Consider the following 13,715-nt stretch of genomic DNA (forward strand, 5'->3'; position numbering starts at 1 on the left):
TCCATTAACACCCTACAACTACCTTACCCATGAAAAATGCCGGGAGTACTGCAATACTCCCGGCTAAAATGCATGGGCTAAGCTTTTACTGAGTTTCCTTAACAGACGCATTCACCCAAAACACGACGAAGTTATGCAATTAAACTTTAGGGGTAAAGTATTTTATGTACCCCCAACATCAACCTCCAAACTGTTTTTGACAATGAAGTTAACGGTTATCCTGATTATGATTGGCTGTTTACAGCTTAACGCCAAAAGCTACTCGCAAACTATAACGTTAAGCGCAAACAATACTGCTATTGATAAAGTATTTACCGCCATTGAAAAGCAAAGCGGTTTTTATTTTTTTTACAAATACAACGAAATTAAGCAGGCCAGACCCGTCACGCTTTCCTTAAAAAATGTCACGCTTGAACAAGCCTTACATGAGTGTTTTAAAGACGAACCTTTTACTTACACCATTGACAACAAAACCATTATTGTAAACAAAAAGGATGAGCAGGTGGTTACACCCGATAAAATAACGGTTACCGGGCAGGTGCTTGATAATACCAAACAGCCATTGCCCGGTGTAAGCATTACCATTAAAGGTTCAAATACTGGTGTAATAAGCGGGGCCGACGGTAAATACATCATCCAGGTTGATGATAACGCGGTGCTGGTTTTCAGGTTTGTGGGATTTAAAATCAAAGAAGAGCCTGTAAGCAAACGTGCGGTTATCAATGTATCCCTTGATGAAGATAACCAGCAAATGAGCGAGGTTGTAGTGGTGGGATACGGTAACCAGGAGCGTAAAAACGTTACCGGAGCCGTTGGAACCGTAAAAATGGCCAATATTAAAGAGATAAAAGCGGCCAGCCTTGATCTGAAACTTGCAGGACAACTGGCCGGTGTTACCGTTAACCAGGTTACAGGCACACCGGGTGGTGGTGTGGCGGTTAATATACGTGGAGCCGGTTCAGTAGGTGCCGGTGACAACCCATTATACGTGGTAGATGGTTTTCCGCTCTCGCCGGGTTTCGATCAATATTCGAATCCGCTAAGCACCATTAACCCCGATGATATTGAAAATATAAGCGTGCTTAAAGATGCCGCTTCAACCGCCATATATGGTTCGCGCGGTGCAAATGGGGTTATCCTGATAACCACTAAGCGTGCAAAAAAAGGAGAATCATCTGTTACGGTAAATACTTCAACCGGCCTGCAGTCGGTATTGCCCAAAAGCAAACTTAAAATGATGACTGCGGCCGAATTTGCACAATGGCGCACAGAAGCCATCCAGGATGCAAACGCGGTCAATGGTACCAATAATCCAATTCCCGATGCGTATAAAAACCCTCAGTCGCTTGGCAAAGGCACCGATTGGTTTGATGCTGTAACCCGTGTTGCGCCGATGCAAAATTACGATGTTACTATAGCTAACGGCACCGAAAAAGTACGGTCGTTGTTTTCATTGGGCTACTTTGATCAGCAGGGTACCGTGCTGAATACAGCTTTTAAACGCTACTCGTTAAAGGCTACAATTGATGCGGATATAGCTAAGGGTTTAACCGTAGGGTTAAATATAGCGCCCACTTACAGCTTCAGGAATTTGCAGGAAACAGATGGGCACTTTCTTTCGGCAGCCTTAAGCCAGGCCTACCTGGAAAGCCCGCTTGTGCCGGTGAAACAACCCGATGGATCGTATACCAATGTTATTGGTTCGCCGGGAACTTTTCAAAATAATAACCCAGTAAGTTCGCTTGTAAATACTACCAACAAGCGTAACGAATTCAGGGCGCTTGCCAACACTTATATTGATTATGAAGTTATTAAAGGACTAAACATAAAATCAACATTCGGTGTCGATTATCAAACCAAATCGCAGGATTATTACAGGCCATCATACCTGGGCGGGTTCAATGTTCCAAACCGCGATGGTAACCAGCAAAAAGCAGTGGCATCTTTCACTTCGCAAAATGTTTTTAACTGGCTTAACGAAAACAGCATTAACTACAAAAAAACCTGGGGCAGCCATACGTTAACCGTACTGGCCGATTACTCCATACAACAGGAAAACTCACATGATCGTTTTACTTTCGGCACAGGTTTTCCAGATGATGCCATACGGTCTGTGGCCAATGCAACTATCATTACTGCTGATGCAGGCGATGCCGAGTGGCGTTTACAATCGTTAATCGGGCGGGTAAATTATGCATACAAAGATAAGTACCTGTTAAGCGGGTCTATTCGCCGCGATGGTTCATCAAGGTTTGCGCCCGGGCATCGCTGGGGTACCTTCCCCTCGGTATCAGGCGGATGGCGCATTTCTGACGAGTCTTTTTTTCCTAAAATAGCCGCGGTTGAACAAGTTAAGTTTACCGCAAGCTATGGCCTTGCAGGTAATAACGACGTAGGTAATTATGATTATATCCCCGTTGTTGATGTGGCCAATTATACATTTGGTGGCGGCCTCGCACCAGGAGCCTCAATAACCGACCAGATTGGTAATACCGAACTTGGCTGGGAAACCACCAAACAGCTGGATATAGGCATGGACGTTTCGCTGCTAAAAGGCCGCGTTTATTTAATTGCCGAATATTACAACCGTTATACCCAGCGGATGCTACAGTATATCCCAATTCCTATCGTATCGGGCTATGGTTACGCTTTATCAAATGTGGGTAATGTACGTAACCGTGGATGGGAGTTTACGTTAACTACAAAAAACATAGTAGAACGTAACTTTAATTGGTCAACTGATTTCAACATATCATTTAACCGCAATAAGGTGCTTGATTTGGGACCCACACCATACATCTACGATGCGCCTAAAAACGACAACGCAACAAGTATTACCAAAGTGGGCTTGCCTTTAGGCCAGTTTTACGGTTATATTTTTGAAGGCATATTTCAAAACCAGGCCGAGCTTGACAAATACCCTCATTTTGACGGCGAACAGGTTGGCAACATCAGGTATAAAGATGTTAATAAGGATGGCGTAATTGATGGCAACGATCAAACCAATATAGGCAACCCCTGGCCCAAATTTACATTTGGTTTCAGCAATCATTTTTCTTACAAAAAGTTTGATCTTAATATCATTACAGCGGGTTCGGTTGGCGGGCATGTATTTGATATGTATAAGCAGTTCACAACCAATTTAGATGGGGTTTTTAATGTCGAGGAGTCGGTTATTCACCGCTGGCGCTCGGCAAGCAATCCCGGTGATGGCCTATTGCCAACCACCACATCTAATACCAATCTTGCCCGCGATTATTACCCATCTTACTGGGTCGAAAGTAACTCGTACCTGGCAGTTAAAAACATCGATTTTGGATACAACTTTAAAACAAAGTTCACTAAAAATTTCAGGGTCTATTTCAGTGCCCAAAACGCCATCTTCCTAACCGGTTATAAAGGCGGTAACCCCGAGGTAGGGATTGAAGGGCAGCAGGGCAACAGGTCGCTGTCGCCCAACGTAAATTTTACGGGCTACCCTGTTTCGGCAGTTTACACGTTGGGATGTAACGTGACATTTTAATTGAAAATGAGTATTCAAACTAACGATGGTGAAACCATAACAACAGAAATCATGAAAAAATACATATATGTTTTCCTGGTACTTATTGCATGTGGTACGTGGAGCTGTAAAAAGGATTATCTTAACCTTCAGCCTGCCGATACTCAAAATACAACCAATTTTTTCAAGACAAAGGCACAGTTTATACAGGCGGTTAACGGAGCTTATGCACCGTTACAAGGCCTGTATAACGGCAGTTTTTGGGCAATGGGCGAAATGCGGTCTGACAATACATCATATGAGTTTGATCCTTATGACCGCTCCGGTACCAACAAAGAGGAAATAGATGAGTTTAGGGAATTGAACAATAACGATATGGTAGGCGCTTTTTTTGAGGCCAGCTATACAGGCATTGGTCGTTGCAATGCTATTTTAGCACGTCTGCCCGCGGCCAAACTTGATGTGGCAGTTGCCGATACCATAGCCGGACAGGCCAGCTTTTTACGCGCATTCAACTATTTTAACCTGGTGCGTATGTTTGGCCGGGTGCCGCTGGTACTTAACGAGGTAGCATCGGTAAGCGAGGCTTACAAGGTAGCAACAAAGGCCGAGGTAGATGCTGTTTACGCGGCTATTATTGCCGATGCGCAGGTCGCAGTTGCCAAACTGCCGGTAACCTATGCCGGCGCCGCAAATAAAGGCCGGGTAACCAAGGGAACCGCCGAAACCATGCTTGCCGAGGTGTACATGACCCGGAAAAAATTTGACCTGGCCATTCCCTTGCTGCGGAATATTATTGCATCAAATGCTTATCATCTGAATACAGATTATGCCGATAACTTTGATAATAATAAAGAGAACGGCCCCGAGTCTATTTTCGAAATACAATACATTGAGGGTTCAAACGGACTGGGCAGCGATTTTGTAGATACTTTTATCCCCTGGGATTATTATGACTCGGATGTAACCGGTTTTGAGATAGCCAACGGCGCGCAAAATGGCTGGAATATTCCAACCCAGGACCTGGTTAACGCCTACGAGGACGGCGATAACCGTAAAGATGCCTCGTTAATTGAATTTACATCTGATGAGTACGGCGTGGATTTGCCCTTTATTAAAAAGTTTGCAACCACCAGCGCCGTGCAGGGTGTAACCGGCAAAAATTTCCCGGTGTACCGCTATGCCGATGTTTACCTGATGCTGGCCGAATGCCTTAACGAGCAGGGATTTGTGGGTGGCGGCGATGCTTTTAAATATTTAAACCTGGTACGCGAACGGGCCGGCCTGGCCGCTAAATCCGCCGGGAATGATGACCCTGCTTTAAATGTTTCGGGGCAGGATGCCTTTCGCGATGCCATTGCGCATGAAAGGCAGGTTGAATTGGCGTTTGAAAATCACCGCTGGTTTGATCTTTTACGTACCGGTAAGGCCGTTGCTGTAATGACAGCCCACGGCGCCCGCGAAAAAGCCTTTAAAAAACCTTACTGGAATGTTAACTCTGCTGCTTACGCTAATATCCGCCTGCTTTTCCAATATCCGCTAACAGAAGGAACACTGGAGCATTAATTATTACTTTTTTTGCCCCGCGAAACTTTTGCGGGGCTTTTTCCGTTTATTGACATAATAATGCTATTACCACATCATTTTTACTGTTTTATAGCTAAAATATGTGTGGTATTTAAAACAAAAAACGTTCTAAAGCTATATTTAGTGCATGAATTATACTCAACAAATAAGTGTGCTCAAAAAAGTATGCTTAAATATCGTTTTGTTAGTTTTGATTTCTTTCAGCAGTTTTTCCCAGGTTAAGCCGTTACCGCCGCCGCCGCTCACAGTTGATAACCTTATTTGCGAATACAAAACCAATCCCATATCGGTTGCTGTTGCCAATCCCCGTTTAAGTTGGAAACTGGTATGCCCGGAGCGCGACATTCAGCAAACATCCTATGAAATAAGAGTTGGCAGCAATGCCGTATCGTTAACAAAAGGCAAGGATATCATCTGGGGTACAGGCCGCATTTATTCCGCTCAGTCTATCCAGGTTTATTATGGCGGGCCTATGCTTGCTTCGCGCCAAAAAGTTTACTGGCAGGTTAGGGTATGGGATAACAAAAACCGGGTAAGCCCCTGGTGTATGGTCAACTTTTGGAAAATGGGTTTGCTAAACCCAACCGACTGGTCGGCCAAATGGATCCAGGATACTTACCCGTCTGACACCACCGGCGGCCCGGCGCCCATGTTCCGCAAAAGTTTTAAGTTAGATAAAAAAGTGCGTGCAGCACACTTATACATCACCGCGCACGGTGTTTTTGAAGCGCAAATAAATGGCAAACGTGTTGGTAATGATTATTTTGCCCCCGGCTGGACGAGCTATAACAAACGCCTGCAATATAATGTGTATGATGTTACCGCCAATATGCTAAAAGGCGCCAACGCCATTGGCGTAACCGTTGGCGATGGCTGGTACAGGGGCTATACTTATAACCGTAAAAAAAATATATATGGCAGCAAACTGGCCCTGCTTTGCCAGTTGGAATTAGTATATACTAATGGTAAACGGGAAATAATTAATTCAGATAAAAGCTGGAAGGTAACTTATGGCCCAATACGCTCGTCATCTTTTTTTGATGGCGAGGTTTATGACGCCCGCAAGGAAAAAAACGGCTGGACAAGTCCCCTTTATAAAGACATGGGCTGGGATACGGTTAAAATGGATACGACCATAAGGAATAACCTGATTGCCACCACCGGCCCGACTGTAAAAAAACACGAGAAGTTTTTGCCCTTAAAGGTATTTACCACACCGGCAGGCGAGCGGGTTGTCGATTTTGGCCAAAACCTGGTAGGCTGGGTGCAGTTTAAACTGAAAGCAAAGGCAGGCGATACCGTCAGGCTTTACCATGCCGAAGTGCTGGATCAAAAGGGAAATTTTTACACCAAAAACCTGCGTACCGCCAAACAGGAAATTACCTATGTTTTTAAAGATGACAGCCTTGCCACTTTCGAACCTCATTTTACCTTCCAGGGGTTCAGGTTTTTAAAGGTGGTGGGTTATACAGGCCCGCTGGATTCCACAAATTTAGCTGCTTATGCCGTTTATTCGGATATGGCGCAAACGGGCAAATTTTCCACTTCAAACCCATTAGTTAACCAGTTACAACATAATATTCAATGGGGGCAAAAAGGAAATTTTATTGATGTGCCTACCGATTGCCCACAGCGCGATGAACGCATGGGCTGGACGGGGGATGCACAGGCTTTTTGCCGTACCGCCACTTTTAATATGGATGTGGCAGGCTTTTATACCAAATGGCTGAAAGATTTAACAGCCGATCAGCATAAGGACGGCGCGGTACCTTACGTGATACCCAATATGCTGGATAGCGCATCGTCAGCCGCATCCGGCTGGAGCGACGTGGCCACCATAGCCCCCTGGAATATTTACCTGGCTTATAACGATAAACAGGTGTTGCAGCAGCAATACGAAAGTATGAAGGCATGGGTGGGCTACATTCAGCTGCATAGCCGCAATTACCTGTGGGATACAGGCAACCACTTTGGCGACTGGCTGTTTTACGCCGGTACCAATTACGAAGATGGTGCCGCACTAACCGACAAAAACCTGATAGCGCAGGCTTTTTATGCCCACTCAACGCAATTGCTCATCAATGCAGCCAAAATATTGGGTAAAAGCGATGATGTACAAAAATATTCGCAGCTGTTGTATAATATCAAAAAAGCTTTTAACAGCGAGTATGTAACACCCAACGGGCGCATGATATCGGGTACGCAAACATCCTACGTGCTGGCATTGAATTTTGATTTGCTGCCCGAGAACCTGAGGGTATCGGCAGCAAAAAGGCTGGTAAAAAATATTGATGATTACGACGAGCATATCACTACCGGCTTTTTAGGCACACCCTATATTTGCCATGTTTTGAGCCGCTTTGGCTTTACCGATATTGCTTACGACCTGCTGATGAAAGAATCGTACCCATCGTGGCTATACCCGGTTAAAAACGGCGCCACCACCATTTGGGAGCGCTGGGATGGCATTAAGCCGGATGGCACTTTTGAAGACCCTGAAATGAACTCCTTTAACCATTATGCCTATGGCGCCATAGGCGATTGGATGTACCGGGTAATTGCCGGCATTAATACTGACGAGGCTGATCCGGGTTTTCACAAAATTATTATTGCGCCAAAGCCGGGCGGTAAATTAACCAGCGCGCAGGCCGAACTGGAAACCCTGTACGGCAAAATAAAATCGGCATGGAGTATTGATAATGGCATATTTACCCTGGATATTGTAGTGCCGCCAAATACTACGGCGCATGTAGTTTTGCCATTGGTAACAGATCAGATCACCGAAAGTGGCCTGGATTTTAATACCGAAGAAGAGATTACCGAAATAAAAAAGGTTGGTAACGATGAACAGATGAACGTAGTATCGGGCACTTACCATTTTGTATATACGCTTAAGCTTCCGGGGAAAAAAAGCTGACAGTCGGATGGTTTATAGAATAATAAAACATGGCAAATACAATAGTTGGTGATAAAGTCACCAGTCCCAGCAGGCCACGATTACTTTCGCTTGATTTTTTTCGCGGCTTTACCGTTGCGGCTATGATCCTGGTAAATGATCCCGGCGATTGGGGGCATATTTACTGGCCGCTGGAACACTCTAAATGGAATGGCTGCACCCCAACCGACCTGGTGTTCCCTTTCTTCCTTTTTATGGTGGGGGTATCCATCGTTTATGCTATGCAGGGCAAAAAGTCAGATGAAGCAAATCATGGTAAAGCTATCCTTTCTATACTGCGACGCACATTAATCATCGTTGCATTAGGCGTTTGCCTGCCATTGATCAGCGATTTTCAGTTTGCTCACCTTCGTTTCCCAGGCGTTTTGCAGCGCATAGGCGTGGTATTTGGTATTACTGCCATTATTTATTTAAAAACGAATACCCGAACACAAATTATTATTGCAATAAGTTGTTTAATAGGTTATTATTTGATCATGACCTTTGTGCCGGTTCCCGGCGTAGCTGATCCCAACCTTGAAAAGGAAACTAATCTGGGCGCTTACATTGATAGGATGGTTTTTACCACCAATCACCTTTGGCAGGCCTCTAAAACATGGGACCCCGAAGGGTTGTTGGGTACCATACCCGCTATAGGTACCTGTTTGTTAGGCGTATTTACAGGCACCTGGCTTAAAAGCGACCGGCTTAAAAACGGCAACGAAATTTTTAAACTTACCGGTGCGGGAGTGCTGCTGGTGATACTTGGCTTAATATGGAACACATTTTTTCCCATCAATAAACAATTGTGGACAAGCTCATTTGTGCTGTTTACAGCCGGGCTGGCTATTATTATCCTGTCGTTATCGTACTGGCTTATCGATGTAAAAGGCTATAAGAAAATCCTGCCGCCATTCCTTGCCTTCGGCCGCAATGCCATAGCCGCCTATGTTTTAGCCGATGTAATCCCGGAAATACTATCCATTATTCAGGTTACGGACAACGGGCATAAAACAAATGTCTGGTCGTACATGTACTTTCACCTCCTTACGCCCAATTTTTCGCCAGAGAATGCGTCGCTGATATCGGCCATACTTACGGTTATCATTATATTTATTCCTGTTTGGATATTGTACGTCAAAAAAATCACCGTAAAAATTTAAGCCCCCCTTACATTACATGAACAACATCAGCATAAAGTATTTAGCCGCGGTTTTTATAGTTACTTGCATCAGTTTACAGGTAAGGGCGCAACTACACATTATACCCCAGCCTTTGCACTTAACCGAACAAAAAGGCAGCTTTGTTTTAAGCAGTAAAGCAGTTATCGGGGTTGATAAAGAAAGTGAGGCTGTAGGTAAATACCTGCAAACCTATCTCGCTACGTATTATAAGCTTAATTTAAAGCTGAAAGTTTACCCTAAAATTCCGGCTGCTGCGGCAATAAAATTGGTAACCGCGGTAACCAATAAAGAAGGTGCTTATAACCTGGATGTAACTCCCGGCACTGTAAAAATATCGGGTAATGGAGCCGGCGTGTTCTATGGGGTACAATCATTTATTCAATTATTACCTGGGCGGGCTATTGCTCCTTTAAAATTAGCGGCATGCCGTATTGCCGATGAGCCCCGCTTTCAGTGGCGTGGGTTAAGCCTGGATGTAAGTCGCCATTTTTTTACAGTTGATGAGGTTAAAAGGTATATTGATGTAATGGCCCATTACAAGCTGAATGTATTTCACTGGCATTTAACGGATGATGAAGGCTGGCGCATCCAGATTAATAAGTATCCAAAACTGACCGAAATAGGTGCTAAGATTACCTATTATGAAAAACAAGGGAAATTTCGCAAGCTGGATAATTTGATAGATGGTGGTGGCAAGGATGGGTTTTATACCCAGGCCGAGATTAAAGACGTGGTAAAATACGCGCAGGACAGGTTTGTAACCATCCTGCCCGAAATTGAGATGCCCGGCCACAGCGAGGCGGCCATATTTGCCTATCCCGAATTAGGCTGCCAGGATTCAACCGGCGCCAAACACCGTGTACGCATGCTGGATCCAAGCGAATATACTTTTACCTTTATGGAAAACGTGCTTACGGAAGTGATGGCATTGTTCCCTAACCAATACATTCACATTGGCGGCGATGAAGCCGAAATGGAGGCCTGGCTGAAAAGCCCGACAGCCGTTGCCCTAATGAAAAAAGAGGGCTTGAAAAGTGAAAAGGAAGTACAAAGCTATTTTATCAAACGCATAGAAAAATTCCTGCTCTCCAAAAATAAAAGATTGGTAGGGTGGGACGAGATATTGCAGGGTGGCCTGGCCGAATCGGCCACGGTAATGAGCTGGCAGGGCGAAGCGGGCGGCATAGCGGCGGCAAAAATGCACCACCATGTGGTGATGACACCATTGCCTTATATGTATTTTGATGCTCCGCAGGCCGCCGAGGATTTGGAACCGGTGGGATGGAACCCAACGGTAACCTGGCAAATGGTGTACAACTACGAACCCATGTCTAAAGAGCTTAACGCCGAAGAGGCAAAATACATTTTAGGTGCCCAGGGTAATATTTGGGCCGAGAAAGTGCCCACTGCCACACATCTGCAATACATGGTTTATCCGCGTGCTTTAGCTGTAGCCGAACTCACCTGGTCGGCAGCGGAAAATAAAGATATAGATAGATTTGCCTACAAAATGAAACAGCAATACGGCTACTTCAAACTCTGGAACTGGAATGCCCGCCTGCCCGATATTGTGGGTATGGACAATATTGTAACCAATAGCAACCAGTTTGGGCTGGTGCTTAAATACCCGCTGTTGGGCGCGCAGGTACGTTATTCGCTTAACGGCAAAATGCCCGATAGCACCGCTAAACCACAATCGTTCCCCGTAAAAATCAATACCATGCTCCAGGATACCTTCAGTATTAAAACTTATACCACCTGGACACTAAATAAGCAGCATATTTTGCAGGAGGCCATGATCAGGCATGTGGATATTAAGCCCGTTATTATCGACCAGGCGGCGTTTACCCCCGGCTTCAGCTACCGGCTGATTAAGAGCAAGGAATACAATATTGATAAAGTGGATACCACACAGGTGGTGACAACTGCTATCATTAATTCGGCTACGCCGATGGTGCTGCCGGTAACAGACGGAAACCTCACCTGGGTAAAAGTAAACGGCTTTATCCGGATTAATGCCGATGGTGATTACCAGGTTACTTCGGGCTTTTTAGTTAGTCCGGCGCTGTTTATCAATGGCGAGCAGATCATATACCGGGGTAAGGATAAGTACGCGCAGCCGCAAAAAGGGATGCTGCATCTAAAAAAAGGTGCTTACGCCCTTAGTGGTCATTATATTGCCGATAACACTAACCGTAACGAGGATTTGCTGATCATCAAAGCTGCCGATGGTAAGGTGATAGATCCTCAGGTTTATATGTTCCATCAATAAGCGTTTAATATGAGGTTATCCTGGTGGCCGAAAGTTGTTTTGTTGCTATTTTGCCTTGTTGCGGGTAGTACAGCCTATGCCCAAACATATGGTAAATATGTAAACCCTTTTATTGGCACATCGGCAACCGGTCATACATTTCCCGGCGCTACCGTTCCCTTCGGATTGGTGCAGCTAAGTCCCGAGACCGGCAACTTTGGCTGGAATTATTGCTCGGGCTATCGTTATGAAGATAGCGTGACTACCGGTTTTGCCCATACCCATTTAAGCGGCACCGGCGGTGTTGATTTGGGCGATGTATTATTCTTTCCATTCCAGGGGAATGACCCCCAAAAATTCACGAGCAAATTCTCGCACCAAACAGAAAAAGCGTCCCCGGGGTACTATGAGGTTGTTTTAAGCGATCACAACATCAAGGCACAGCTTACAGCCACAGCACATACCGGTTTGCATCGTTATACGTTTAGCAAACCCGGCAAGGCGCATTTGCTCATTGATATGCAAAGTGGCCTGGTTGAGGATGCAGAACAATTAAAAGAGCATGTATCTGAAGGTAGCATTACCGTCAACAGTAAAAACAATATCAGCGGGTATGCTTATACCAGTCAATGGGTTGAGAAGAAGGTATTTTTTACCGCTACGTTTGGTAAAGCCTTTACCGGCTATCATTTTATTGATGGCGACGCCCACCGCCGCCTGGTTGTTGATTTTGACACCCAGCCCGGTGAAACTATTGAAGCCAGGGTTGCCATATCCACGGTGAGTATAGATGGAGCCGGTAAAAATCTTGCTGCCGAAACAACCAACAAAACCTTTGTACAGGTTAAAGCCGGGGCAGCCAAAGTTTGGGAAAACTATTTTTCCCGGTTGAAGGCCGAGGGGGGAGAGGAGCAAAAAATAGCTTTTTATACCAGTATTTATCATGCGCTCATCCAACCCAATAATATTGCCGATGTAGATGGCAAGTATCGCGGAGCTGATGGCTTAGTGCATCAGTCTGCCGATAAGGTTTATTATTCTACGTTGTCGCTATGGGATACCTACCGGGCCGCTCATCCACTGTATACACTCATCTGTCCTGATAAAGACGGGCAGATGGTTGAGACGATGCTGCAACACTTCAACGTAGCCAAATTGTTGCCTGTATGGACATTGTTTGGCAAAGAAAGCTACGCTATGATAGGCAACCACGCCATCCCGGTTATTGTAGATGCCAGCCTGAAAGGCATTAAAGGGTTTGATAAAGAACAGGCATTTGCTGCTATAAAAACTACTCTCACTACTGACAAAAATCCCAAATACAATTGGGACTTGTACTTGAAGTATGGCTACCTGCCATCGGACTCGGTAAAGCGCGAGGCAGTATCTCGTACCTTAGAGGCGGCTTATGACGATTGGTGTGCAGCCCAATTAGCCAAATTGCTTAACAAAACGGCAGATTACAATTACTTCAGTAAACGGTCTTCCTTCTACAAAAACCTGTTCGATAAATCAACCAACCTGATGCGGGGCAAACTGGCCGATGGCAACTGGGTACAGCCCTTTGCCAAGCTGGACAGCGGGCAGCTGGCCATCGGTGGTGACTATACCGAAGGGAACGCCTGGCAATATACCTGGCAGGTACAGCAAGATATTCCGGGGTTAATCAACTTAATGGGAGGGAAAAAGGCTTTCTTAATCAAACTCGATTCCCTGTTCAGTATGGATTCCAAAGTTTTTGGTAAAGGCTCAACACTGGATGTTACTGGTTTGATAGGACAATACGCGCATGGTAATGAGCCTAACCATCATATTGCTTATTTATATACGCTTGCCGGCGACGCCGCTAAAACGCAACGGCTGGTAAGGCAAATTGCCGATCAGTTTTATCAGAACAAGCCCGACGGCTTATCTGGCAATGATGATTGTGGACAAATGTCGGCATGGTATATTTTTACCGCCATGGGCTTTTACCCGGTTAACCCGGCCGATGGCAAATATGTATTTGGTGCGCCGCAATTGAGTAAGGTTAGCCTGGCATTGCCGGGTAATAAAAGTTTTGTTATCGAAGCCCGAGGGCTGTCGGTGGCCAATAATTACGTGCGGCGTATCAGCCTGAATGGGAAGCCATATCTGAAGAACTACATCAGCCATAAAGATATTTTGAAAGGAGGGAAATTGATTTTTTTGATGGGGGAGAAGCCGAATGTCGGAAAATATAGCGAGGATTAAAGCCTCTTGTAGTATTTGAATTGA

6 protein-coding genes are annotated in these 13,715 nt (G+C 45.2%); all 6 read left to right on the forward strand.

Going from position 1 to position 13,715, the window contains the following annotated elements; genetic code table 11:
• Positions 1-202 precede the first annotated feature (202 nt).
• The 6 genes from ACFGVS_RS30080 (at position 203) to ACFGVS_RS30105 (ending at position 13,691) form a co-directional block, all read left to right on the forward strand.
• Positions 203-3,523, forward strand: a complete 3,321-nt coding sequence (locus ACFGVS_RS30080) for a TonB-dependent receptor (RefSeq protein ID WP_439696780.1) — start codon at positions 203-205, stop codon at positions 3,521-3,523.
• 51 nt (positions 3,524-3,574) lie between these two features.
• Positions 3,575-5,068: a RagB/SusD family nutrient uptake outer membrane protein gene (locus ACFGVS_RS30085; protein WP_439696781.1), complete on the forward strand. Its 1,494-nt coding sequence runs from the start codon at positions 3,575-3,577 to the stop codon at positions 5,066-5,068.
• 148 nt (positions 5,069-5,216) lie between these two features.
• Positions 5,217-8,006 (forward strand): family 78 glycoside hydrolase catalytic domain, encoded by a 2,790-nt coding sequence (locus ACFGVS_RS30090; RefSeq protein WP_439696783.1) that lies wholly within the window; start codon positions 5,217-5,219, stop codon positions 8,004-8,006.
• A gap of 29 nt (positions 8,007-8,035) precedes the next feature.
• On the forward strand, positions 8,036-9,187 hold the full coding sequence (locus ACFGVS_RS30095) for an acyltransferase family protein (protein WP_439696784.1): 1,152 nt from the start codon (positions 8,036-8,038) through the stop codon (positions 9,185-9,187).
• A 16-nt stretch (positions 9,188-9,203) separates the two neighbouring features.
• Positions 9,204-11,480: a beta-N-acetylhexosaminidase gene (locus tag ACFGVS_RS30100; protein WP_439696786.1), complete on the forward strand. Its 2,277-nt coding sequence runs from the start codon at positions 9,204-9,206 to the stop codon at positions 11,478-11,480.
• 9 nt (positions 11,481-11,489) lie between these two features.
• Entirely contained in the window at positions 11,490-13,691 is a 2,202-nt protein-coding gene (locus ACFGVS_RS30105) for a GH92 family glycosyl hydrolase (protein WP_439696788.1), read from the forward strand.
• Positions 13,692-13,715 lie beyond the last annotated feature (24 nt).

The organism is Mucilaginibacter sediminis (assembly GCF_051903035.1).
Classification (GTDB): domain Bacteria; phylum Bacteroidota; class Bacteroidia; order Sphingobacteriales; family Sphingobacteriaceae; genus Mucilaginibacter.

Bases quoted from the DNA above. Each gene is read 5' to 3' on its own strand.
- ACFGVS_RS30080 (WP_439696780.1), top strand. From the start codon at position 203: ATGAAGTTAACGGTTATCCTGATTATGATTGGCTGTTTACAGCTTAAC.
- ACFGVS_RS30085 (WP_439696781.1), top strand. From the start codon at position 3,575: ATGAAAAAATACATATATGTTTTCCTGGTACTTATTGCATGTGGTACG.
- ACFGVS_RS30090 (WP_439696783.1), top strand. From the start codon at position 5,217: ATGAATTATACTCAACAAATAAGTGTGCTCAAAAAAGTATGCTTAAAT.
- ACFGVS_RS30095 (WP_439696784.1), top strand. From the start codon at position 8,036: ATGGCAAATACAATAGTTGGTGATAAAGTCACCAGTCCCAGCAGGCCA.
- ACFGVS_RS30100 (WP_439696786.1), top strand. From the start codon at position 9,204: ATGAACAACATCAGCATAAAGTATTTAGCCGCGGTTTTTATAGTTACT.
- ACFGVS_RS30105 (WP_439696788.1), top strand. From the start codon at position 11,490: ATGAGGTTATCCTGGTGGCCGAAAGTTGTTTTGTTGCTATTTTGCCTT.